16 protein-coding genes are annotated in these 24,471 nt (G+C 60.5%); 13 read left to right on the forward strand and 3 right to left on the reverse strand.

Going from position 1 to position 24,471, the window contains the following annotated elements; translation table 11 throughout:
* Positions 1–143 precede the first annotated feature (143 nt).
* From F0184_RS02465 to F0184_RS02475, 3 genes are all read left to right on the forward strand, one after another.
* Positions 144–1,463, forward strand: a complete 1,320-nt coding sequence (locus tag F0184_RS02465) for an NAD(P)/FAD-dependent oxidoreductase (RefSeq protein ID WP_150494082.1) — start codon at positions 144–146, stop codon at positions 1,461–1,463.
* A gap of 2 nt (positions 1,464–1,465) precedes the next feature.
* Positions 1,466–2,779, forward strand: coding sequence for an NAD(P)/FAD-dependent oxidoreductase (locus tag F0184_RS02470; RefSeq protein ID WP_150494084.1), 1,314 nt, complete (start codon positions 1,466–1,468; stop codon positions 2,777–2,779).
* A gap of 123 nt (positions 2,780–2,902) precedes the next feature.
* Positions 2,903–3,211 (forward strand): EthD family reductase, encoded by a 309-nt coding sequence (locus tag F0184_RS02475; protein WP_150494087.1) that lies wholly within the window; start codon positions 2,903–2,905, stop codon positions 3,209–3,211.
* Between the two features lie 6 nt (positions 3,212–3,217).
* Here F0184_RS02475 and F0184_RS02480 read toward each other — a convergent pair whose 3' ends face one another.
* Positions 3,218–6,169, reverse strand: a complete 2,952-nt coding sequence (locus F0184_RS02480; RefSeq protein ID WP_172971956.1) for an EAL domain-containing protein — start codon at positions 6,167–6,169, stop codon at positions 3,218–3,220.
* A 562-nt stretch (positions 6,170–6,731) separates the two neighbouring features.
* Between F0184_RS02480 and ettA the strand changes: the two genes are divergently transcribed.
* Complete coding sequence (gene ettA / locus F0184_RS02485; protein WP_150494091.1) at positions 6,732–8,381, forward strand: energy-dependent translational throttle protein EttA; 1,650 nt, start codon at positions 6,732–6,734, stop codon at positions 8,379–8,381.
* Positions 8,382–8,531: 150 nt separating this feature from the next.
* Positions 8,532–9,410, forward strand: a complete 879-nt coding sequence (locus F0184_RS02490) for a helix-turn-helix domain-containing protein (RefSeq protein ID WP_150494093.1) — start codon at positions 8,532–8,534, stop codon at positions 9,408–9,410.
* Here the strand turns inward: F0184_RS02490 and F0184_RS02495 are convergent.
* Positions 9,370–10,281 carry a hydrogen peroxide-inducible genes activator gene (locus tag F0184_RS02495; protein WP_150494095.1) on the reverse strand — a complete coding sequence of 304 codons (912 nt, stop codon included), beginning with the start codon at positions 10,279–10,281 and terminating at the stop codon, positions 9,370–9,372. The two genes, F0184_RS02490 and F0184_RS02495, sit on opposite strands and share 41 nt — an antisense overlap.
* 5 nt (positions 10,282–10,286) lie before the next feature.
* Positions 10,287–10,829, reverse strand: coding sequence for a tRNA (N6-threonylcarbamoyladenosine(37)-N6)-methyltransferase TrmO (gene tsaA, locus F0184_RS02500; protein ID WP_150494097.1), 543 nt, complete (start codon positions 10,827–10,829; stop codon positions 10,287–10,289).
* 291 nt (positions 10,830–11,120) lie between these two features.
* On the opposite strand from tsaA, the gene F0184_RS02505 reads away from it, so the two are divergent.
* The 8 genes from F0184_RS02505 (at position 11,121) to F0184_RS02540 (ending at position 24,440) form a co-directional block, all read left to right on the forward strand.
* Positions 11,121–12,206, forward strand: a complete 1,086-nt coding sequence (locus tag F0184_RS02505; RefSeq protein WP_150494099.1) for a DUF2336 domain-containing protein — start codon at positions 11,121–11,123, stop codon at positions 12,204–12,206.
* A 141-nt stretch (positions 12,207–12,347) separates the two neighbouring features.
* On the forward strand, positions 12,348–14,705 hold the full coding sequence (locus tag F0184_RS02510) for a mechanosensitive ion channel family protein (RefSeq protein WP_208998281.1): 2,358 nt from the start codon (positions 12,348–12,350) through the stop codon (positions 14,703–14,705).
* A gap of 88 nt (positions 14,706–14,793) precedes the next feature.
* Complete coding sequence (locus F0184_RS02515) at positions 14,794–15,843, forward strand: glycosyltransferase family protein (protein ID WP_150494101.1); 1,050 nt, start codon at positions 14,794–14,796, stop codon at positions 15,841–15,843.
* A 287-nt stretch (positions 15,844–16,130) separates the two neighbouring features.
* Entirely contained in the window at positions 16,131–17,141 is a 1,011-nt protein-coding gene (locus F0184_RS02520) for an ArsR/SmtB family transcription factor (protein ID WP_150494103.1), read from the forward strand.
* A 1-nt stretch (position 17,142) separates the two neighbouring features.
* A complete protein-coding gene (gene metF / locus F0184_RS02525; protein WP_150494105.1) occupies positions 17,143–18,057 on the forward strand; it encodes a methylenetetrahydrofolate reductase [NAD(P)H] in 915 nt (304 codons plus the stop codon).
* A gap of 113 nt (positions 18,058–18,170) precedes the next feature.
* Positions 18,171–21,899, forward strand: a complete 3,729-nt coding sequence (metH, locus tag F0184_RS02530) for a methionine synthase (RefSeq protein WP_150494107.1) — start codon at positions 18,171–18,173, stop codon at positions 21,897–21,899.
* Between the two features lie 176 nt (positions 21,900–22,075).
* Entirely contained in the window at positions 22,076–22,681 is a 606-nt protein-coding gene (locus tag F0184_RS02535; RefSeq protein ID WP_150494109.1) for an FMN-dependent NADH-azoreductase, read from the forward strand.
* Positions 22,682–23,306: 625 nt separating this feature from the next.
* Complete coding sequence (locus F0184_RS02540; RefSeq protein WP_150494111.1) at positions 23,307–24,440, forward strand: DUF2336 domain-containing protein; 1,134 nt, start codon at positions 23,307–23,309, stop codon at positions 24,438–24,440.
* Positions 24,441–24,471: the final 31 nt, after the last annotated feature.

The raw sequence follows: 24,471 nt of genomic DNA on the forward strand, positions 1-24,471 counted from the left end.
GGTTTTCCTGATCTTCGGCGGCGGCATGCAAGTCCGGCAAAATGCAGCTTGCGTTTGCGCGGGCGGCGGTCAACTCTGGGAACAGTCCCTGTAATGTGATCACAAACCGACCGTCTCCCGAAGTCCAGAAGTCCGAAACGAGAATGCTTTCCAATCCAGATCTGTTGACCGCCAATGACACAGCCGGTGAATTGCCTGCCTCCTATTATGCGGCCACGGCCATTCGAAAAACCGACTATCCCGCGCTCCAGGGGGATTTGACCTGTGATGTCTGCGTGGTCGGCGGCGGCTACACGGGCCTTTCCACGGCGCTTCACCTGGGGCAGCGCGGATACCGGGTCGCGCTTCTGGAGGCCCACAAGGTCGGGTGGGGGGCATCGGGCCGGAACGGTGGCCAGGTTGGCCCGGGACAGCGTGTCGATCAGGAGGTTCTGGAAAGCCGCCACGGCATCGCCCATGCCAAGGCCCTTTGGGATCTGTCCCTGCAATCCATGGATCTTCTGCATGCCCTGATCCGGGATCACGGCATCGATTGCGAGTTTCGGCCCGGCCTCGTGGAAGCGGTTCACCGCAAGGACTGGCTGGAGGAAACCCGGGACTATGTCGAGCATCTGCGCCAGGTCTATGCCTATGACCGGATCGATTATCTGGATGGGGACGCCATCCGCGAATGGGTCGCGAGCCCGGCCTATTTCGGCGGGGCCTACAACCGCGGTGCCGGGCATCTCCATCCGTTGAATTTCGCTCTTGGACTTGCCACCGCTTGCGAGACAGCCGGCGTTGATATTTTCGAGAACAGCAAGGTCCTGCGCTACCGGCAGGGCCAAACCATCACCGTTGAAACGGAAATGGGGACGGTCAAGGCCCGGTATCTGGTTCTCGGCTGCAATGGGTATCTCGGGCGGCTGGACGGGCAGACGGCGGCCCATGTCATGCCGATCAACAATTTCATCATCGCCACCGAACCGTTTTCCCCGGATGAGGCCGCGGCGCTGATAAAGGATCGCGCCGCCGTGGCGGATACCAAATTTGTGATCAACTACTTCCGGCTTTCCTCGGACAACCGGCTGCTGTTCGGTGGAGGCGAGACCTACAGCTACACCTTTCCGAAAGACATCAAGAGTTTCGTGCGCCGCCCGATGCTGGAGATATTTCCGCAGCTCAAGGACGCCAGGATCGACTATGGCTGGGGCGGAACGCTCGCGATCACGCCAAAACGCATGCCCTATTTCGCACGCATCGCCCCAAATGTTCTGTCAGCCTCCGGTTATTCGGGTCATGGCGTGGCCATGGCCACGCTGGCCGGCCAGATCTGCGCGGAAGCCATCGATGGCATCGCTGGCCGGTTCGACCTTTTCGAGCGGATCAACGTCCCGGCCTTTCCAGGAGGCGCGCGTTTCCGCTACCCGCTTCTCGTTCTGGCCATGACATGGTTCGCCATGCGCGACCGTTTGGGAATCTGACCATGCCTGACGCCGACCTGATTGGAAGCTACTGGGAGACAACGGTTCCCGGCTTGCCGGTCGATCCGCCGCTGGCCGGCGAGCGGGTGGTTGACCTGGCGGTCGTGGGCGGCGGGTTCGCCGGACTGAGCGCGGCGCTGCGCGCGGCCGGGGCGGGGGCGAGCGTGGCGGTCCTGGACGCGCATCACATCGGCTGGGGTGCGTCCGGGCGCAATGGCGGCTTTTGTTGTCTGGGCGGGACCAAACAGTCGGAGCGGGATCTGATCCGGGCCTATGGTCTCGGTGAAGCGCGGCGCTTCCTTGCCTATCAGAATGAGGCTGTCGAAACGGTCCGCGCGAGGCTCGCGTCCTGGAACACGGATGCGGACGTGCACTCGGACGGCGAGATTTACCTCGCGCATAGCCAACGTGCTTTTCAACAGTTTGCCGCTGAGGCGGAGTTTCTGGAAACCCGGTTTGACGCACCTGCCCGGGTGCTGGACCGAACCGCCTTGTCGGACGCCGGGATCGCCGGGCCGGAGTTTTTCGGCGGGTTGCATGTCCCGCAGGGATTTGCGCTCAATCCCATGAAATATGTCCTGGCCCTGGCCGACCAGGTCCGGCTGGCGGGCGCCGATATCTTCGCAAACAGCCTGGTCACCTCGATCCGCCGGGAAAATGGAGCCTGGCGTCTTGAAAGCCCGGACGGGACGGTCCTGGCGAAAAAGGTTGTTTTGGCGGCAAATGGCTATGCCCGGGAGCGTGTTCCCGCCTGGCTTCACGGGCGAACGCTTCCGGTCATGTCCTCCATTCTGGTCACCCGGCCGTTGAGCGATGAGGAGTTGGCCGCCCAGGGGTGGACTTCGGACCTGATGGCTTGCGACACCCGGATCCTGCTTCACTATTTCCGGCTGCTGCCGGACCGGCGGTTCCTGTTCGGGACCCGTGGCGGCATCTTCGAAAGCCCCGGGGCCACCGGCGCGATGTACCGCCGGGCCCGGAAGGATTTCAACCGCATGTTTCCCGCCTGGTCGCAGGTGGAAATGACCCATCGGTGGTACGGCCATGTCTGCCTGGCCTGGAACCTCACCCCCTTTGTCGGTCCCGTGCCGGAGATGGACGGGATCTATTGCGCGATGGCATGGCATGGGAGCGGCGTTGCCATGGCCTCGTTTTCCGGCGAAAGGGTTGCCGATCTCGCCCTGGGGCGGATCGGCCCGGCTGCGCTCCCGCAGGCCGTCTCTCAGCCGTTCGCGCGGTTCCCGGTTCCGGCCCTGCGAAAGGCCTACCTTCAGGCCGCGTACTGGGGGTACGGACTGAAGGACCGTTTGACCTAGTTGTGGAGCCTCAACAGGTTGTCGCGGGACAGGCCGACACGCTCTTTCGTCCGGGGTTGACCTCGGGATGCCGAGGCGCTCGAATGCGCGCACTTGGCCTCAAGCGGTCCTCGGGAGGATGGAATGGCGATTTCCTTGCAAGTTCTGTATCCGGCCGGTCCGGGCACACGGTTCGACCACGCCTATTATGCCGAAACGCACATGGCGCTAGTCGACAAGCACTTGGGGCCGTTTCTGGTGTCCGCACAGGCGACGAAGGGGCTGTCTGGCGGGCCGGACAAGCTGCCCGGGTTCCATGCGGTTTTCACGGCGGTGTTTGAAAATCAGGACAAGTTCAGGGCGGCAATGGCGGAGGCCGGCCCGGTTCTGGCCGATATATCAAATTACACCGACGTCGAACCGCAAATGCTGATCGGCGAAGTGATTGGCTGAGTGTTTTTAACCGGCCAATCCTGCGAGCATCCTTTGGTCTTGCCTTTGCGCTGACCGGGCCGTCCAATTCAGGCACCAGCCGGGCAGATCACCTGCCGGCATCGGCCGGGCAATGGCATAACCTTGGCCGAGCGGACAACCGATGGAGAGCAGCAGGCGGCCATGCTCGTCGGTCTCCACGCCTTCGGCGATGACGTCCAGATTGAAAATCTTGCCGAAGCCCACGATGGCTTTCAAAATGTCCTGATCGGTCCGGTTGTCCGGCAGATCCCGGACAAAATCCTGATCGATTTTCAACGTGGTGACCGGCAGCCGTTTGAGATAGGCGAGCGATGAGTAGCCCGTGCCGAAATCGTCCAGCGCGAAGGAAACGCCCAAGGTCTTGCACCGGGCGATGAGGGTGGAAATCTGGTCCAGATTGTTCAACGTGCTGGTTTCCAGGATTTCCAGTTCAAGATCCGAAGGCGAAGCCGCGGGGTGGCGCGCCAGGTGGGCTTGCAGCGTTTGGAAGAAGTCGGGTGCCATGAGCTGTTGTGCGCTCACATTGACACTCAAGGGCATGGAAAAGCCATCCTTTGCCCACCCCTCCATGCGCGACAAGGCGTGATCCAGAACCCAGTTTCCGATGTCGACGAGGATCGGATGATTGTCGATCTGAGGCAGAAAGGCGGCCGGTCCCAACAGGCCCCGTTCGGGATGGTTCCAGCGCAAGAGCACCTCGCTCCCCAGGATCCTGCCTGTTGAAAGATTGACCTTCGGCTGGAAATAGAGGTCGAATTCGTTGGCCTCGAGCGCCCGCTTCACGCTTCCCAGATGGGCGAAATGCTCCGCCACTTCCTGATCGTGGTGGATGTCGAAAAACTGGTAGCGGTTCTTGCCGGCCAGTTTGGCTTGGTACATCGCCTGATCGGCTTGCCGCTGAAGTTGATCCGCGTCCATCTCGTCGGTTTGCGGATAGAACGTCACACCGATGCTGGCCGTCAGCGTAATCCTGCCATTATCGATTTCGACCGGTTCCGCCGCCGCTTCCAGAAGCCGTTCCAGCGTGGCGGTACAGTCTTTCCGGCTCTTCAGATCGCTTAGAACCGCAAGGAATTCGTCGCCGCCAAAACGGCCAAAGGTATCGTTTTCGTCGATGACCTTGCGCATGCGATCGGCGACGATGAGTAGGACCTGATCACCGACAGGATGCCCAAAACTGTCATTGAGGGATTTGAACCCATCGAGGTCGATAAAGGCAACCGCAACGAGCCGGTTGGCGGGGTTGGCGCGCGCCATCGCCTGCGTGAGGCGATCGGCCAGTAGGATCCGGTTGGGCAAGTTGGTCAGGGCATCGTAGTGCGCGAGATGCTTCAGCCGGTCTTCGTGCTCCTTGATGCGGGTGATGTCGGAAAACAAACCGGCATAGTTGCGGGTCGTGCCATCGGCGTCCTTCACGGCGCTGATGGTCAGCATTTCCGGATAGACCGTCCCATCCTTCGCCCGGTTCCAGATCTCGCCGCGCCAGTGGCCCGTGGTCGCCAGCCGTTTCCAAAGGGCCGCGTAGAATGACGGGGAATGACGGCCTGATTTCAGGAAACTGAGCGTCCTGCCGATCGCTTCATCCGCGCTGTAACCGGTGATCTGCGTGAAGGCCGGGTTGACGTCGACGATGATGCCTTTCGGGTCGGTGATCAAAATGCCCTCGTCGGCGGCCTCGAACACCCTTGCGCTGAGTTTCAATGCATCCTCAGCCTGCTTTTGGCTGGTCACATCCTGCGCGATCGCGAAAGCTTTTTTCTGTTTACCGTCCCATCTGGCCGACCAGCGCAGGTTTACAATCGCGCCATCTTTTGCCCTGTAACGATTTTCGAAGCCGTCCAGGGCCGCGCTTACAACAAGTGTCTTGAAAACATCGATTGTCGACGGCCGGTCGTCGGGATGAACAAAGTCCAGAAACGGCCGGCTGAGAAGTTCCTCTACAGAGTAACCGATCAGCTCTTCCCAAGCTGTATTGACCCGCAGAATGCTGCCGTTGTCATCGGCGATCATGTTCAGTGACTGAGACTGGTTGAAGAAGGATTCCAGATCGCGCTGGGATCGCTTGCGTTGGTCCATCTCCGTGGCCAGGGCTCGCGTGCGGTTCACAACCCGGTCTTCCAGCGAGGCGTTCGCCTCGTTCAGCTCCAGGTTTTTCAAGCGCAGTTGCCGGTCAAAGCTGCGCAAGCTAAGAAACTGCCATGCGAGAAACCCGGCAATGCAAAGACCGAGAAGCGCCAACATGGCGAAAAACACCCGCTGGGCCGACCAGAACGGCGGCGCTTCCCCGTACCACTTCAAATAGATCTGTTCATAGTCCGGGGTCGTGACAAAAGTGCTGACGGCCGGACTGAACAGGGCGTGAAGGTCGGCCCGATCGGCGCGGAACCGAAGAGCCCTCTTGATTTCGCTCAAGGGGCTTCCGACTTTCGCGATCTTGTCGCCAACATTGTGCTTGCGGGCCACGGCTTCGAAAACGGTGTCCGGATAAACGACCGCGTCGACGGTTCCCGAAAGGAGGCCGAGCAAAGCCTCCCGGACGTTCGGATAGACCTCGAGGGACAGGTCATTGCGGCTTCGCAGCAGGAACAGGCCCGCATTTTGTTCGACGGCACCGACCGTCTTGCCATGCAGCGAGGATATGCCGGTGATCTGCCGCTGGCCGCTTCGAACGAACACGGAAATGCGGAAAGTCTCAACCGGAGGTGTGAAGAGACAGTCGGAAAGGCGGGCGCTCAGGATGCCGCTGTTGGGAATGAGGTCGGCTTCCCCGGTTTCCAGCAATTTGATCGCGTCGGGAAATGTGTCCGCGATCTTGTAGCGGACGGTGAAACCGAGGTTGCCGGCGAGATGTTCCAGAACGTCGATGGCAAACCCTTGCGGTTCGCCGCGCCCGTTCAGGCTGTATTGCGGCGGCCAATAGGCTGGAATTGCGGCCACGATCTCCTTGGCCGACCGTTCCGAGCCTTCGTGAACTTGAACTTGGCCAGCAAGCGCGGGCCCGAAAGCGCACACAGGGATGGCAACAAGTGCCAGAAGGGACAATCCAAGGATTTTTGCGCGCCAAGCCGAGCGCTCCGCGCGCATTCCGCGCAGGAACCGAAAGGATCTACGAACTTTTTCATAGATAAATATGCTAATTCCGGCTGGCGTGTTCATGGAAGCCATTTTTATTTGGGAGCCAAGACCCGTATTGTTTTGTGATTTTGGGAAAAATGTATGTATTGCGAGTTAATCGGAATGATTGACTAGTGGGAAAACGATATGCCTCTTCGGCAATTGTCTGAATTTCCCTTGGAAATACTGACGATCCCAACCCTTGCTTGCCTACGCGCATGCAGCGCAGAATTCGCTGGCAATCCGGTTGCGCAGCGGGCGGATGGCTGGTTGGTCGTGGTTACCCCCATCCGGCCATTGCCCCGGCGCTCTGTTTCGCCTAAAACCGGGCCAGATTTTAAACAATACCCCGACAGCTTCTCGATACGCGGAGACGACGAGCCCCATGGCGCGCCAGTTCATCTATCACATGAACGGACTGTCCAAGTCCTATAACGACAAGAAAGTCCTCGACAACATCCACCTGTCCTTCTACCCGGACGCCAAGATCGGCATTCTGGGTCCGAACGGGGCCGGTAAGTCGACACTCTTGAAGATCATGGCCGGTCTCGACACCGAGTATTCCGGCGAAGCCTGGGCCGCCGAAGGCGCGAAGGTCGGCTACCTGCCGCAGGAGCCGAAACTCGACGAGACCAAGACGGTCATGGAAAACGTCATGGAAGGCGTTGCCCACAAGCAGGCCAAGCTCGACCGGTACAACGAGCTGATGATGAACTACTCGGACGAGACCGCCGAGGAAGCCGCATCCCTGCAGGACGAAATCGACGCGCAGGACCTTTGGAACCTGGAAAGCCAGGTCGAGATGGCGATGGAAGCCTTGCGCTGCCCGCCGTCCGACAGCCCTGTCGATAATCTGTCGGGCGGGGAGCGGCGCCGCGTCGCGCTCTGCAAGTTGCTGCTCTCCGAGCCCGATCTCCTGCTGCTCGACGAGCCGACCAACCATCTGGACGCGGAAACGGTGCATTGGCTCGAGCGCCACTTGCGCGAATTCAAGGGCTCCGTCCTGATCATCACCCACGACCGCTACTTCCTGGACAATGTTACCGGCTGGATCCTGGAACTCGACCGCGGGAAGGGCATTCCGTACGAAGGCAACTACTCGGTCTATCTGGAAAAGAAGACCAAGCGGATGCAGCAGGAAGGCCGCGAAAACATGGCCCGCTCCAAGGCGATCGAGCGCGAGCGCGAGTGGATGGGCATGTCGCCGAAAGGCCGGCAGACCAAGTCCAAGGCCCGTATCAAGGCCTATGAAGATCTGGTCGCCATGCAGGAAGAGCGTCTGCCGACCATCGAGCAGATCCTCATTCCGGTCGGCGAGCGTCTTGGCGCCAATGTCATCGAACTGGACGGCGTCTCCAAGGGCTTCGAGGACCGGCTCCTGATCGACAATCTGTCGTTCAAGCTGCCGCGCGGCGGGATTGTCGGCGTGATCGGCCCGAACGGGGCGGGCAAGTCGACCCTGTTCAAGATGTTGACTGGTCAGGAAAAGCCGGACAGCGGCAAGATCACCGTCGGTGACAGCGTGCAACTGGGCTATGTCGACCAGTCGCGGGACAAGCTGGACCCGAACAAGACGGTCTGGGAGGAAATTTCCGACGGCAACGAGATCATCTATCTCGACGGCAAGGAGATCAACTCCCGCGCCTATTGCTCGTCCTTCAACTTCAAGGGGCCGGCCCAGCAGGCAAAGGTCGGCGATCTTTCCGGCGGTCAGCGCAACCGTGTGCACCTGGCGAAGGTCTTGAAAAAAGGCGCGAACGTTCTCCTGCTCGACGAGCCGACCAACGATCTCGACACCGAGACCCTGGCAGCCCTTGAGGACGCTCTTGAGAATTACGCCGGCTGCGCCGTCGTGATCTCGCACGACCGGATGTTCCTCGACCGTCTGGCCACGCACATGCTCGCTTTTGAAGGCGACAGCCATGTGGAATGGTTCGAAGGCAACTTCGAGGACTACGAGAAGGACAAGGTCCGCCGCCTCGGTGCCCACGCCGCCGACCCGCGCCGCATCAAGTACAAACCGCTGACACGGTAAGGCGGATGGCAGACCCTTCGAAACCCCGGGGCCTTGCTCCGGGGTTTTCGGTGTCCGCTTGCCGCCTCGGGGCGAGCAGCATCCGTATCCGGGCGTGCTTCAGTCGCACGCCCGTTGATCTGAGCCGGATTTGGTGACACGAATCATCCCATGGACAAACGGGACCGGGCCATTTTGTTTCGGGAGCGGCTTGGCAAGGCGCTGAACGAACGCACCATGAACCGCAGCGATCTGGCAAGAGCGGCGGCACTGGATCGCTCGACCGTATCGCAACTTCTGTCCGAGGGCGCGCCGCGGCTGCCGAACGGACAAGCGCTCGCGGCCATCGCATCCACGCTTGGGGTTTCGTCCGATTGGTTGCTTGGATTGTCCAGTCACGAGGGCGTTGCGGCGGACGTTCTCGATCAGGCTGTTCAGGTGGCTGAAACCGACCGGAACCCGGTCGATGAGCATTTGCTTGCCTGGTACCGCGAATCGGCGGGGGCAAAGGTGCGGCATGTGCCGGCCAATCTGCCCGATGTCCTTAAGACGGAAGATGTTCTGACCTTGGAATATTCCGGGGCGACGGTAAAGACGCCCGGACAGGCGATTTCGGACACACGGGTCCGGCGCGCCCTGTTGCGGCGTCCGGAAAGCGACATGGAAATCGCCGTTGCCAAGGACGCGCTGGAAGGTCTTGCCCGTGGCGAGGGCTTGTGGGCCCGCTTGCCGGTCGAAACCCGCAAGGCGCAGCTGCTCTACACGGGGCAGATGCTCAACGATCTCTATCCTTCCCTTCGGTTGCATCTGTTCGGTGCGCATGACCGCTATTCCGCGCCCTTCACGGTTTTTGGCCAGAAGCGTGCGGCATTGTACATCGGGCAACGCTATCTCGTGTTCACAGCGACCGCTCATGTGCAGCTGCTGACCAGCCACTTTGACGATCTTGTGCGCAACGCGCAGGTGCGTTCCCACGAAGCCGGCGACTTTGCAGTTGACCTTGCGCAGTCTATGCCATTGTCAGGCCATCGCGCTCAAACGCGGCCTTGAGCGTTGCCGCCAGGGTTTCGAAATCGGCCAGGCGCGGGGACGATTTCCGCCAGGCAAGACCAACCGTCCGCGCCGGTTGCGGGTCGTCGAACCGCAGCAGAGCGACCCGGTTGTCCCGGACTTCGACATCCGCGCAGATTTCCGGAAGAAGGGTGATGCCGTAGCCCGCCGCCACCATCTGCATGACAGTCGACAAACTGGTCGCTCCCAGAGCGCTCGTCGCGCGGATCGGCAGGTTCTGGCAGTAGTTCAGCGCCTGATCGCGCAGGCAATGGCCTTCTTCCAGAAGCAGGAGGCGGTCCGTCTCCAGCGCCTCCGACAACACCCGGCGGGCGGGCGTCTCCGGGTTCCCGCCGGACTGGCGGGCAAGGAGGAAGCGGTCGCGGAACAGCGGTTCCTCCCGCAGGGCTGGATGGGCATAGGGCAGGGCGATGATGATCGCATCGAGCTGGCCGGACAGCAGCTCTGACACGAGTTGTTCCGTCAAGGTCTCACGGATGGTCGGAAGCAGGCCGGGGTGCGCCGTTTGCAGCGCCGGGAGAATGCGTGGCAGGAGATAAGGTGCGATGGAAGGAATGATCCCGAGGCGCAAGGTCCCGGTCAGCGGGTCCGACAATTGCTTGGCCGTGTCGATCAGGTCCCGCACATCCACAAGGATCTTGCGCGCCCGCGCGACCACCTCCTCGCCCTCCCGGGTGAGCCGGATCGCGTTGGGCTGGCGTTCGATCAGCTTCACCCCAAGCCCCTCTTCAAGCTCCTTGATCTGCATCGACAAGGCCGGTTGAGACACGGACACGGCCTCGGCCGCCTTGCGGAAATGAAGGTGGGTCGCGAGCGCGTCCAGATATCTGAGCTGGCGTAGCGATACCATGACAGTCAGCGATCCGCGTCCGGCTGGCGATCCGGGGCCTCGCCAGCTGGTCGGCCGCGCTGCTCAAACCATCCGACGGTTGCCTGCGGGACACTGTCCGTGCTTGCGAAATACGGTTTGATATCGAGCAGCGGCGTGCCGCTGAGACAATCGAGGCCCCGCACGGTCAGCCGGTTTCCGTCGATCTTCACCAGTTCCACAACGGACAAGGAGATCGGGTTGGGACGGATCGGGGAGCGGAGGGCGAAGGTGCCGTGGCAAACGCTGTCGAAAGCCGGTGATTGAAGGATCAGGTCGCGGCGGGCCTCATGCATCCAGTAAAGCAGAATGATGTGGGAACATGTGTTCAGGGACGTCAGCCCCGGACCATACTCGTCAGCGACGATCACCTCGCACAGGGCGTCGGTCTGGCGGCCGTTGCGCGGGCACTCCGACGTCTCCGTCCAGGGTGTGTGGATCCGGCCGATAAAGACCAGACCGGCATCTGGAGCGACCGACGCCGGATCAAAGGTCAGGGCTGTTTCGCCCTCGCGCATGGACTTGGACATGTTAACTCCGGATGTGGACGGCAACCATTTTCTGGCCTGAAACCACGTCCTGCACAAATAATCTGGAAAAAATTCCACCGTTTCAATGTCAGGATGCGGGTGTCCGGAGGCCGTGAACAAACAGAATAATAATTTAAAAACAGAGGTTTGATATGGTTCTGTATGACTTGTATTCAATTTTCGTTAGTTTTGAACAAAACACAATTACATTCTCCGCCCGTGCTTTACTGTCTTCTTTAAAACTCCCCGTCATTGTGGCTTTCAGAGATTAACCGCAGTCTGGTAGCGAGAATGTCCGAAGCGCTGAAAACCGAACTTGTGAACTTTTCAGAATTGAACGGGGAGAATTCAGCTGCCCGGCGCGCCGAACTGGCGCGTCACGTGGCGACCCTGTTCGCTCTCACCTCGGATCGATGCTCGGATGAGCAGGTCGATATCTACGATTCGGTTCTGATCCGGCTCGTCGATATGGTCGAGGCTGAAGTTCGCAAGTATGTCGCCGAGCAAATGTGTGGTTTGCGCCGGGGGCCAGAGGAAACGATCCGAAAGCTGGCAATGGACCAAATCGAGGTCGCGGAACCGATCCTCAAAAAGTCGACCGTGCTGCGGGACGCTGATTTGGTCGACATCGCTCAAACGCAGGGCAACGCGCATCGCTTCGCGATCGCGCAACGCGATATCCTGTCTCCGGATGTCACCGATGTGCTGGTGGACAACGGTGACTTGCGCGTGAAGCGCAAGGTTGTCAGCAATACGGGTGCGGCGTTTTCAGACCGTGGCTTCACGACGCTGATCAGCGACGCGGCATCGGACGCAACCCTTCAACTGTTCTTGGCCGAACGTCCCGATCTGGCCGACAAGCACATCCAGGCGCTGATCGCGGTGGCCAGCGGCGAGGTGCGCCGGAAACTCCTGGAGCGGGGCCAGACCCAGGAAGCGGGCCGGGTCGACGAGGCCGCCGATATCGCCGCCCAGAAAATGTCCAATCAGTACTGGCTGAGCAGGTACGATTTCGAGACGGCCCGGAACCGGGTTCTCGTTCTCGCGCGCCGCGGCATGGTGACGGAAGCCGCCTTGCGGCGGTTCGCATCCGAGGACCGGTTCGCGGAGGCGGTTGCAGCCTTTGCCTGGATGGCCCGCTGCGGTCTGGAGGAGGTCAGCCATTGGATGGTGCGCGCCGATCCTGAGCCGTTCCTTATCCTTGCCAAGGCGACCGGCCTGTCGTCGATCACGGTCGGCGCGCTCCTGTCGATAGGCCCGTGGCGCCACCGCCTGTCCCCGGAAACGCGCGCAATGGCCATGCAGAGTTTCGAGCGCCTGTCGGCGTCCGAAGCGAAGCGGAAGATGGCGCACTGGAAGCACATCGTTCTCAACTGAGGCCGGGCCGAAAAAGCCTGAGAAAGCAGACCCGGCCGGGTCTGCTTTTTTGTGCAAGATCATGTGGCAGCAACCGCGCGTCTTTTTTTTGAGCGGCAAACGTGCTCTACCTGAACCCACTTTTTGGGGGAGGGATTCATCGTGTCGCTTCGGTTTCATGCACAGCATCAGGCCCCTCCCGTCCTCCGGTTCTTGAGAGTCCTGCTTCTCGCCGTTGGCCTGGTCGCCGGTCTTGGCTGCGCGAACGGCACAGGCGCAGCCCATGCCCAGGGCGCCCTCGGTGTGCTGACTGCGCAAAAGGACGATCGGCCGGCCGAGACCGCGCCCCAATCCCACTCGGCTGCCTCCACTCATGCTGCGGCTTCGCTGTCGGAACGGACCATGCTGCAAGAGCAGCTCGACATGGCGCAAAAGGCGCGTGGTGTGCTCCTGCGGATCCTCAATGAGATCCCGACCTTTTCTTCCAGCATCACGGCGACACTGAGAGCCAAAGGACCGGATGGGACCCTTGGCTGGCTCGCCGGCACGCTTGTCTCCATCGCCGTGGCTGTCGCGGCGGGGCTGGTCTCAATGACGCTGATCTCCCGGTGGGGACGGGCGCAATTCGCGCATTTTTACCGTGCGACTGCGCAGAACCGGGAGGACAAGCTCGGCTATCTTTTCTTCCGCGCCGCCCTGATGTCCGCGGGGCTGGTGATCTTCGTTCTGGTGGCCGGACTGATCGCCCTGTTTCTGGTGGGGGGCGCGCCCGGTGGGAGGGAAACGGCATTTGTCGTCCTGTCCAAACTGACGTTTTTCCTTTTCATCCGGATCGTGTTCTTGAACCTTCTGGTGCCGGATACGCCGACACATCGGCTTTTCCCCTTGTCGGACGCCAATGCTTCGGGTCTCTACCGCAGCTTGTTGCTCGCTGCCGGGATTGCAGCCGTCATGATCGGCCTGTGCAACTGGATGGAACGGCTCGGCTTGCCGCAGGATCCCCACAAGCTCGCACTCATCGGTGCCTCCTTTCTCTCCATGTTTTTGTTGAGTGCCATCGCGGTCACCTATCGGGCCGCCATCGCGGCGTTGATCCAGGGTGAGGCCAATAAGGATCCGGTGCCCATGTGGCGGCGTGTGCTTGCGGGCGGCTGGCACATCTTTGCGATCGTCTATTTCCTCATGGCCTGGGCGATCTCGTCGATCCGGCTGCTTTTGGATTTGCCGGACGCCACGGGCTTGGTCACTGCCCCGCTTCTTGCCTTGCTTGCCGCCTCGGTGGCCTTCGGCGCCTTGCTGCTGGTCATCGACCGGTTGCTTCTGCCGCGGCTCGACACGCGGCGCGCCCAAGCCAGGCTGATCGAGGACATTTTGCGCCGGGATGAGTCCAGCGAAGGGGAAACCGATCTGGAGAGCGCCAGCGCACAGGCGGCCGCCGAAGCAGCGGATCAAGAAGCAGCGCGCAAACCGTTCCGCGACCTTCTGGACAAGGGAGCCGCCTTGATCGTGATGTTCGGCGGTCTGTATCTGCTGACGTCCATGTGGGGTGTTCCCATCGCCGGACATCAGTCATTCATGGGGTCCCTTATCGAAATCCTGCTGGTCGGCTTCGTCGCCTATATGGCTTACGAAGCGGTGAAAACTCTGATCGACCGGAAGATCGCGAACACTTCACCCTCGGCGGATTCGGGAGAGGACATCGAGATTGGCGGGACGGGGGAAAGCCGGATCGCGACTCTTTTGCCGATCTTCCGGAATTTCCTTTTGATCACGATTGTGGTGATCGCGGCCATGCTGGTTCTGTCTGAGCTCGGCGTGAACATTGGGCCGCTGTTCGCCGGGGCCGGTGTGGTGGGTCTGGCAATCGGCTTTGGCGCCCAGACATTGATCCGCGACATATTTTCCGGTGCGTTCTACCTCATCGACGACGCGTTCCGCAAAGGCGAGTACATCGACATCGGAAGTGCCAAGGGCACCGTTGAAAAGATTTCCATCAGGTCCATGCAACTGCGTCATCACCGCGGGGCCCTGACCACGATCCCCTTCGGCGATATCAAGCAGGTCCAGAATTTCTCGCGGGATTGGGCGATGATGAAGCTTGCGTTCCGGGTGACCTACGACACCGATGTCGACAAGATGCGCAAGATTATCAAAAACTTCGGCCAGGAATTGATGGACGACCCTCATTTTGGTCCAATGTTCCTGCAGCCGCTGAAGTCCCAGGGCATTTTGTCGATGGAAGATTCGGCCATGATTGCCCGGGTGAAATTCATGACCAAGCCCGGCAAGCAGTTTGAGTTGCGAAAGGTTGTGTATGCCGGGTTGCGGGATTTGTTCCAGAAAAACGGGATCGAATTCGCGAACCGGCAGGTCACCGTCCGGGTCGCAACAGCCGATGACGACGAGCCGATGGGAAAAAAGGCCGCGAGCTCCCTGGGACAGGCCGCCGCCGGGGCGGCCGCCGCCGCCGCCATGATGGAAGAAGAGGCAAACGCGAAAGGCAGCGGAGATCAGCTATAGACTGTCCGCGGACCTTGAAAGTGCGCCGCCGCGCGCTGCGCATGGCCAAGCGGTCTGTCCGACCTGAGCGGTCTTATGTGGAGTGGCTATGAAGATCGGCCTTGATGGCGGTGCCTTGAATGAACGCGGGATGACCGTCGCTATTTACGACTACGCGGCGGGCCTGCAAGACCAACTCGGACATGAGGCGGTTGTCTTCTACAATCCCGACCACAGCTTGCCGGATGTCCTTGCCAAGTTTACTGCCCGTTTTCCAGTGGTGGCAAAGCCTGGTCATGGGCAGGATGAAAAAGCCATTGAGCGCGAAAAGCTCGACTTCTACTACATTTTGAAGGACGGTCTCGGGTCCGTAGCGCCCGGCCTGGCGGAGCGAACCGGCGTTCACGCCGTGTTCCGGTGCTACAAACCCCACGGCGATGTCTATGCCTATGTGTCCGAGTGGCTCACGGCTTGGATGACAGGCGGGCGGGCGCCCTTTGTTCCCCACATTGTTGATCTGCCAGACCCCAACCACACGCTGCGGGACCAACTGCGTATTCCGGCCGACGCCTTCGTAGTCGGGCGCTATGGCGGGTTCGATCAGTTCAACCTAGAACCGGCGCGAAGGGCCGTTGCCCGCGCGCTCAATGAGCGTCGGGATCTCTATCTTTTGTTTGTCAACACGCAGCCCTTCTTGTCTCACGACCGGGCGCTGTTTCTATCGCCCGTGGTTGGTCTGCAGGAAAAGTCGAACTTCATCGCCACCTGCGATGCGGGGCTCAATGCCAAGAAAATTGGCGAGAGCTTTGGCCTCGCCAATGCCGAGTTCTATGCGCTTGGAAAGCCCGTGTTCACCTGGGCGGGCGGCATGGATCAGAACCACGTTTGGATGACCCCGGATGACACGTGGCTCTACCGAACGGAAAACGATCTCTATCGCCTCCTGACGGGCTTTTCAGCGCGGGACGCGGATGCCGATTTAGCGATCTCGGCAGCGCAGACCTATTCGCCCACCGCCGTCATGAAACAGTTTGATCAGGTCTTCCTGTCAGGCCGGTATGCGGCATCAGACATCCAACTCAGTCGTGCATTCCGATTGAAACGGCGGCTTCAGGAGAAATGGTTGCGCGCCAAATTCCGGGCGTGGAAGATGGTGTGACGGTGACCATGCTTGATCCGCGCAAACAGTAATATCGCCCCCCATGATCGTTTGAGCGTTGCACATACGGCGTTTTCGCAAACTCAAACACCATGACTGAAAAGGCCGGAAAGCGGGCCTGGTTTCCGCTGGGAGGAGCCGCCGTGTACCGGCTTAAGCTCCAGCGGAAGAATGCGCGCTTGTCTCGGGCACTGAGGGAGACCAAACGCAGTTGAGGCTTGCATCTGGAGCGCTAATCGCATAAAGATATCTTTATATCGACATTCAAGGCTTATGCGCACAGCTTCATGACAGAGTCCCAAACCCTTTCCGTTGATGAAATCCTGGCCGTTCTTCGCGCCGTGGGTGAGGCGACCCGGTTGCGCTTGATCGCGCTGCTGGCTGAGAGCGAGCTGACGGTCAAGGACGCAACCGCGATCCTGGGTCAAAGCCAGCCGCGCGTGTCCCGTCATTTGAAGCTGTTGACGGAGGCGGGGGTCATTTTGCGGTTTCCGGAAGGGGCGTGGGTCTATTATCGGCTCTCCGATGGGCCGCGCGGTGCGCTGGCCCGCGATCTGGTCCAGCGCATGGCCGGTGAGGATCAGGTTCTGGCCGCGGACAAGGAGCGGTTCGGTGCCCTGCGCCGCCAAAAGGCGGAGGAGGCTGCCAGCTACTTTGCCCGGCGGGCAAAAACCTGGGACAAAGAGCGGTCCTTGCATGCTGCCGATGCGGAAGTCGAGGCGGCGATCCTGCGGGCCATCGGTGACCGGCCCTTTCAGTCGTTTCTTGATCTGGGGACCGGAACCGGGCGGATGCTGGAGCTTCTGTCGGACCATTATGTATCCGGTCTGGGTATCGATGCCTCCCATGAAATGCTGGCGGTGGCGCGTGCGAATCTCGCGAAGAACGGCCTGTCCAGGGCGCAGGTGCGCCACGGCGACATTTGCGCGCTGAATGTGCCGCCGCGCTCGTTCGATCTGGTGGCCATCCACCAGGTGCTGCATTTCATGGACGATCCGCAGCGCGCTCTTGCGGAAGCCGCACGTGCTCTTCGTCCCGGCGGCCGGCTTCTGATTGTCGATTTGGCCCCGCACGCGCTTGAATTCCTGCGCGAGGCCCATGCGCACCGGCGTCTTGGGTTCTCCCATGGGCAGATGCAGCGCTGGCTGGATGGGCTCGAACTGGACATGCAGGCTGTGACCGATCTTCCGCCGCCCTCCGACACGGACACCAAACTCACGGTTACGCTCTGGCTGGCGAAGGACCGCCGGGTCGCGACCGATTTCCCGATCGCCGATAGCAACCGCGAGGTCGCCTGATATGACATCTCATTTTTCGGCCCGGCGTTCCCGCCAGCCTTCCCCGTCCCCGATCACGGCCAGTTTCGAGTTTTTTCCGCCGAAAAGCGAAAAGATGGCGGAAAGTCTCTGGGCCACGGTCGAGCGTCTTGCCCCGCTCCGCCCGGACTTTGTGTCCGTGACCTATGGAGCCGGCGGCTCGACGCGTGAGCGCACCCACAAGACGGTGGACCGGATCCTGAACGAAGCCCGGCTCGACACGGCGGCGCATCTGACCTGCGTCGCGGCGACGAAATCCGAGATCGATGGCATTGTCCAGGACTACTGGAACATGGGCGTACGCCGGATCGTGGCCTTGCGCGGCGATCCGGTCGAAGGCATCGGCGCACGGTATGCGCCGCACCCCCAGGGGTATGCCTATGCATCGGATCTGGTTGCCGGCATCAAGAAAATCGGGGCGTTCGACGTGGCCGTGAGCGGTTATCCGGAACGCCATCCCGAAAGCCGGGATTGGTCGATGGAAATCGACAACTTGAAGCGCAAGGTGGACGCGGGCGCCGACCGGATCATCACGCAATACTTCTTCGACAACGAGCTGTTTGCCGAGTACCGAGAGAAGCTGGCGAAGGCGGGCATCACGATCCCGGTCATTCCGGGTATCCTGCCGATCCACAATTTCGAGCAGACTGTGGTTTTTTCCGCCAAATGCGGCGCGTCGATCCCCGAATGGGTCGCCCGCCGGTTCGCAGGGCTGCAGAACGACCCGGAGACCCGCAAGCTGGTCGGGGTGGCGATCGCCTGCGAACAGGTCATGGATCTGGTCGATCAGGGGCTGTCCGATTTCCACTTCTATACGATGAACCGGGCCGACCTGACCTACGCGATCTGCCACATGCTGGGAATGGGAAACGCTGCGCCCGATAAGGTGGCGGCTTAGACGCTGACGTGTCAGCCCGCATCCCGGTGTTGGCCCGGCTTCCTGCCGCGGGCCAGCCCTATGCATGAGTTTCTTCAGGCCTTCGGGCCGAATTGTGAAAGTTAGGAAGTTCCGTGATCAAGTCCGATGCATTCGACCGTCTTCAATCCCTGGCGAAAGATCGAATCCTGGTCCTCGATGGGGCCATGGGAACGGAGATCCAGCTCCTCAAGCTGGAGGAAGCCGACTTTCGCGCGGATCGCTTCAAGGATTGGCCGAGCGATCTGAAAGGCAACAACGATCTCTTGAGCCTCACCCAGCCGGATGCGATCCGGCGGATCCATGTCGACTACCTGGAAGCCGGCGCGGATATCGTCGAGACCAACACCTTCTCATCGACCACAATCGCCCAAGCCGATTACGGCATGGAGGAGCTGGCCTATGAGTTGAACGTGGAAAGCGCCCGTCTGGCGCGGGAGGCGTGCGATCTGGTCGCGGCGAAAGATCCGTCCCGTCCGCGCTTTGTGGCGGGTGCCCTCGGCCCGACCAACCGCACCGCCTCGATCTCGCCGGATGTGAACAATCCCGGTTTCAGGGCCGTGTCCTTTGACGATTTGCGATTGGCCTATGCCCAGGCCGTGCGCGGTCTGATCGAGGGTGGCATCGATATTGTTCTGGTCGAGACGATCTTCGACACGCTCAACGCCAAGGCGGCGCTGTTCGCCATTGAAGAAGTGTTCGAGGAAACCGGAACCAAGTTGCCGGTCATGATTTCCGGCACGATCACGGACCTGTCGGGCCGCACTTTGTCGGGTCAGACAACGGAAGGCTTCTGGAACTCGGTGCGTCATGCCGAACCGTTGACGATTGGCCTCAACTGCGCGCTGGGCGCCAAGGAAATGCGGGCGCACCTTGCAGACCTGTCCCGGGTCGCCGATACGCTGGTCTGCGCCTATCCGAATGCGGGCCTGCCGAACGAGTTTGGGGAATATGACGAGAGCCCGGAATATATGGCCAGCCTCATCGAAGGCTTCGCAAAGGACGGCTTGGTCAATATCGTTGGCGGTTGCTGCGGCTCGACCCCGGCCCATATCCGGGCCATTGCAGAGGCCGTCAAGGACCACAAGCCACGTGTCATCCCCGAGATTTCCCGCCATATGCGTTTGTCCGGCCTTGAGCCGTTCACCCTGACGCCGGAAGTCAATTTCGTGAATGTGGGTGAGCGGACCAACGTCACCGGCTCCGCCAAGTTCCGCCGCCTGATCAAGGAAGGCGACTATGCCACCGCGCTCGATGTCGCGCGCGACCAGGTGGAGAACGGCGCCCAGATCATCGATGTCAACATGGACGAGGGATTGCTGGACTCCGAGGAGGCCATGGTCACGTTCCTCAATCTCGTCGCCGCCGAACCGGACATTGCCCGCGTTCCGGTGATGGTCGACAGTTCCAAATGGACGGTGATCGAGGCCGGACTCAAATGCCTTCAGGGCAAGGGGGTCGTGAATTCGATCTCGCTCAAAGAGGGTGAAGAAGAGTTCCTGAAACAGGCGAAGCTGATCCGCCGGTATGGCGCCGCGGTCGTTGTCATGGCCTTTGACGAGAAAGGCCAGGCCGACACATTCCAGCGCAAGATCGAGATCTGCGAGCGCTCCTACAAGGTGTTGACGGAAAAAGCCGGGTTCGCACCGGAAGACATCATCTTCGATCCGAACATCTTCGCGGTCGCGACCGGCATTGAGGAGCACAATAATTACGGCGTCGATTTCATCGAGGCGACCGGCTGGATCCGCGAGAATCTGCCCCACGCCCATGTATCCGGCGGCGTCTCGAACCTGTCCTTCTCCTTCCGGGGCAATGAGGGCGTGCGGGAGGCCATGCACTCGGTGTTCCTGTATCACTGCATCGCCAAGGGCATGGATATGGGCATTGTCAATGCCGGTCAGCTGGCCGTCTACGACAAGCTCGATCCGGAGCTGCGCGCGCTGTGCGAGGACGTTGTTCTGAACCGCACGCCGGATGCCACCGACAACATGCTAGAGGCCGCAGAGCGCTGGAAGAACGAGGGCGGCAAGAAGAAGGAACAGGACCTGTCCTGGCGCGAGCTTCCCGTCGCCAAGCGGCTGGAACATGCCTTGGTCAACGGCATCGCCGAGTATGTGGAAGAGGATACGGAAGAGGCGCGCCAATCCTTCGACCGCCCGCTCCATGTCATCGAAGGCCCGCTGATGGACGGCATGAACGTGGTCGGCGATCTGTTCGGGTCCGGCCAGATGTTTTTGCCCCAGGTGGTGAAATCGGCCCGCGTCATGAAGAAGGCGGTCGCCTATCTCCTCCCTTATATGGAAAGGGAAAAGCAGGAGCAGGGGCTTGAGGGCAAGTCGAATGCCGGCAAGATCCTGATGGCGACCGTGAAGGGCGACGTCCATGACATCGGCAAGAACATTGTCGGCGTCGTGCTCCAGTGCAACAATTTCGAGGTGATCGACCTCGGCGTGATGGTTCCCGCCGCAAAGATCATCGAGACGGCCAAACAGGAAAAGGTCGACATCATCGGCCTCAGCGGTCTGATCACGCCGTCGCTGGACGAGATGTGCCATGTCGCCGCCGAGCTGGAGCGCGAAGGTTTGAATGTGCCGCTTCTGATCGGCGGGGCGACCACAAGTGAAGTGCACACGGCGGTCAAGATTCACCCCAACTACGAGCGGGGTCAGGCGATTTATGTGACCGATGCCGGGCGCGCTGTCGGCGTTGCCTCCCGGTTGATGAGCGAGGGGCAGCGCGACCGGTACTATGGCGAGGTGCGAGAGAAATACGCCATCATTGCCGAAAAGCATGCCGCGTCCCGTGGCCAGTCAAAGCGTGTGACGATCGAGGCGGCCCGCGCCAATGCGTTCAAGCCGGATTTCGCTGCACACGCGCCGGTCAAGCCAAAGGTGCTGGGCCGGAGAGAGTTCCGCGATTTTCCGCTTGAGCAGCTTGTTCCAATGATTGACTGGACGCCGTTCTTCGCCACCTGGGAAATCAAGGGGCGCTATCCGGACGTCCTGCGCGACAACCGCTACGGCCCGGCGGCAACCGCCCTTTATGACGATGCGCGGCGGATGCTGGACGAGATTGTGGAGAAAAAACTCCTGACCGCCCACGGTGTCGCCGCGCTTTGGCCGGCGGCTGGCCGGGGGGATGACATCGTTGTCTTTGAAGACGACACACGGGCAACCGAACGCTGCATCTTCCACACGCTGCGCCAGCAGATGGACCGGGCCGACGGCCGCCGGGCCAATGTGGCAATGAGCGATTTCGTGGCCCCGGAAGGCAGCGGGTATCAGGACTATATCGGCGGCTTTGCCGTCACGACGGGCCATGGCGAAGAGGACCTCGCCGCCCGCTACGACAAGGCGGGCGACGATTACAACAAGATCATGAGCCAGGCGCTGGCCGACCGTCTGGCGGAAGCCTTCGCCGAAAAGCTGCACCAGATCGTGCGCACGGACCTCTGGGGCTACGCGGCGGACGAGGCCCTGTCGGTCGAAGACATCATCGCCGAGAAATACGCCGGCATCCGCCCGGCGCCGGGCTATCCCGCTCAACCCGATCATACGGAAAAGGAAACCTTGTTCCGCATGCTGGACGCGGAAAGCGCCACAGGTATCCGCTTGACCGAGAGCTTCGCCATGTATCCGGGATCGGCCGTCTCCGGCCTTTATTTCGGCCATCCGGACAGCCATTATTTCGGCGTGGGCAAGATCGAGCGCGACCAGGTGCAGGATTATGCGCTGCGCAAGGGCTGGGATGTCGAGCTCGTCGAGCGCTGGCTCGCGCCGATCCTCAACTACGATCCGGTTCGCCGGGAAGCCGCGGAGTAATCGGCGTCCAGCGTCAAGATGCTGCCGGGGCAGGTGGCAACAATACCTGCTCCGGCTTCCGGCTCTGAACTCAGTGTTCACTAATTGTGATCTAGTTTTATGCTAATTCGGTTTTAACTTCCAGATCGATGAACAACGGGCCGGATTGGCCCTTTTTCCCGATCTGGAGAAGACCCATGAGCAACACCGCAAGAATTCTCAAAATCGATGCCTCCGCCCGCAAGGCCGGATCCGTCACCCGTCAATTGAGCGATGAACTTGTCGCCAGCCTGCTGTCCGCAAATCCGCAAGCGAAGGTGCTGGAAAGGGATGTGGCCCACGGGTTACCAGTGGTGGACGAGGCGTGGATCGGCGCCAATTTCACGGATCCGGCCGAGCGCACGCCGGATCAGCGATTGAAACTGGCCCTGTCCGACACCCTGGTGAGCGAACTGCGCGCCGCCGACACCCTGGTGATTGGCGTCCCGATCTATAATTTCGGGATTCCGGCAAGCCTGAAGGCTTGGGTCGATCTGGTTGCACGGGCCCGCGAAACCTTCCGCTATACGGAAAATGGTCCGGTTGGCCTGCTTGACGGCAAGAAGGCCTATCTGGTTGTCGCTTCCGGCGGCACGGAAGCGGAATCCGCGATCGATTTCGCCACGACCTACATGAAACACGTCTTGGGGTTCATGGGCATCACGGATGTCACCGTGGTCGCGGCGGATCAGCTGATGCTGGACACCGGTAGGAAGGATGCTGCTTCCCACAAAATCCATGATCTGACGCGAAGTGCTGCCTGAGCCCAGAGGGCCGTTGTGACGTCGAGACCCGTTCCTGCGTTCAATAGGCCAGCGTGCAATATGGATGGCGCGGCCGGTGATGCGGATTCCCGCCTGATCCGGCCGCTGCCGTTTTCGCCGGATCGCGCAGGGCCTGGTCTGCCCGTATGGCAAGTCGTCTGCCGAACCGGCACGTCGTGCCCTTGGCCCCTTTCGAATGAACAAAAAAACAGGCTCTGCGTGATCCACGAGAGCCATATTTAAACCGGCGCCTGTTAGAAGACGCCGAGAACTATGCCGGCCAGAAACCCAAAGGCCAAGATGATTGCGATCTTGTTCAGGCTACGTGCTGTGGTCATCTCGAACCTCCCGAGTACCTTCACAAAGTTTTAATCTAGTGTAAATCAGGTGGCAAATGAAGAGAAAAACATGCTGCATTGCACCTGTGCGCAACTGCGGCCCGGCTTCAGATTTTAGCCGCTTTCAGAACAGGTCTTTGTAAAAAGACAGAAAATCATCACATAAACACCTACAGGTCGTAGAATACATGACCTTCAATCAGGTATTCGGAAGGATCCGGTAGCGCTATGTTAACGCGGTTCGGCTAGCATCAGAGCTCCGGAAATTGCATGCATTGGACATTTGAATGCTGAGCCTCAGCAAGCTCGCGGAACTGGCAAAAGACAAGACGTCGACAGGCCGCAAGAGTCTGGTTGCGGCCGTCACGGATCTGTTTTTGTCGGCGGATGACGATCATGTCGAAGAGGTCAGCCTGATCTTCGGCGACATCGTTATGCATGTGCTCGGTCAGTTGGAACACGAAACCCGGCTGGCTCTGGCGAAACGGGTCGGGCGGCACCGCTCGGCGCCTCACAAGCTGATGAAAGAACTCGCGCAGGACACTATCGAAATCGCCCGTCCGGTACTCGAGGACAGCCCGGTTCTGAAGATGTCAGACTTGGTGGATGTGGCCGCGACACAGTCCATGGATCATTTGTCAGCGATCGCCGGGCGGTCCAACCTCGACGAAGCCGTTACGGAAGTTCTCGTGGATCGCGGTGATTCATCTGTTTTGACCAAGGTGACAGCCAATCCCGGCGCGCATTTTGCCGACACCACCTATTTGCGTCTTGTCGACAAGGCCAAGGCGGACCCGGACATTCAAAGCGCGCTTGTCCAACGCACGGACATGCCGGAAGAAGCGGCGCGGATGCTGGTTCCGTTCTTGTCGAAGGAATTGACCGAACGGATCAAGGAACTGAACGTCGACGGGGCGCTTGTTCAGGTCATGGCGGAACGCGCCGCCGCGGAGGTCGCGGCCCGCGCCCAGCGGGCGCAGCAGACCCGTGACCAGATCAACCAGCTCATCAAGGACGTGGCTGCGGGAAAGACCAAGATCGATGACGCGGTCAGCTATTTCGCAAAGTCGGACCGGGCGGCGGAACTCGGCATTCTCCTTGCCAAGGTCAGCAACCTCCCCGCCGCTGGCGTCTCTCGCCTCGTCTATACGGAAAGCGACAAGGCGCTGTCGATCATCTGCAAGGCCAATGGCGTCACGCAGTCGGCCTACAAGCACATTCTCACAATGCGGGCCAAGCATTTGCGTATGGGCGGTCTGGAACTCAACGCCGCTTTGCAGCGCTACAGCGCGCTGACGGACAGTTCGGCGCAAAAGTCGCTCGGAGCGATCCGAGCTTCAATCGAACAGCACATGCCCAAGCGCGAGGACGAAACCAAGAAGGACGGGAAGAAACCGGTCCCGTTCGCCGTCCATCGTTAGGGCATGGCGCACGGTCTGTGTGAAGGGCCGG

Origin of the sequence: Roseibium aquae, assembly GCF_008711285.1 — a bacterium.
GTDB lineage: Bacteria > Pseudomonadota > Alphaproteobacteria > Rhizobiales > Stappiaceae > Roseibium > Roseibium aquae.

Excerpts from the sequence above, each read along its gene's own strand:
- F0184_RS02465 (WP_150494082.1), top strand. The coding sequence starts at position 144 with ATGCTTTCCAATCCAGATCTGTTGACCGCCAATGACACAGCCGGTGAA.
- F0184_RS02470 (WP_150494084.1), top strand. The coding sequence starts at position 1,466 with ATGCCTGACGCCGACCTGATTGGAAGCTACTGGGAGACAACGGTTCCC.
- F0184_RS02475 (WP_150494087.1), top strand. The coding sequence starts at position 2,903 with ATGGCGATTTCCTTGCAAGTTCTGTATCCGGCCGGTCCGGGCACACGG.
- ettA (WP_150494091.1), top strand. The coding sequence starts at position 6,732 with ATGGCGCGCCAGTTCATCTATCACATGAACGGACTGTCCAAGTCCTAT.
- F0184_RS02490 (WP_150494093.1), top strand. The coding sequence starts at position 8,532 with ATGGACAAACGGGACCGGGCCATTTTGTTTCGGGAGCGGCTTGGCAAG.
- F0184_RS02495 (WP_150494095.1), bottom strand. The coding sequence starts at position 10,281 with ATGGTATCGCTACGCCAGCTCAGATATCTGGACGCGCTCGCGACCCAC.
- tsaA (WP_150494097.1), bottom strand. The coding sequence starts at position 10,829 with ATGTCCAAGTCCATGCGCGAGGGCGAAACAGCCCTGACCTTTGATCCG.
- F0184_RS02505 (WP_150494099.1), top strand. The coding sequence starts at position 11,121 with ATGTCCGAAGCGCTGAAAACCGAACTTGTGAACTTTTCAGAATTGAAC.
- F0184_RS02515 (WP_150494101.1), top strand. The coding sequence starts at position 14,794 with ATGAAGATCGGCCTTGATGGCGGTGCCTTGAATGAACGCGGGATGACC.
- F0184_RS02520 (WP_150494103.1), top strand. The coding sequence starts at position 16,131 with ATGACAGAGTCCCAAACCCTTTCCGTTGATGAAATCCTGGCCGTTCTT.
- metF (WP_150494105.1), top strand. The coding sequence starts at position 17,143 with ATGACATCTCATTTTTCGGCCCGGCGTTCCCGCCAGCCTTCCCCGTCC.
- F0184_RS02535 (WP_150494109.1), top strand. The coding sequence starts at position 22,076 with ATGAGCAACACCGCAAGAATTCTCAAAATCGATGCCTCCGCCCGCAAG.
- F0184_RS02540 (WP_150494111.1), top strand. The coding sequence starts at position 23,307 with ATGCTGAGCCTCAGCAAGCTCGCGGAACTGGCAAAAGACAAGACGTCG.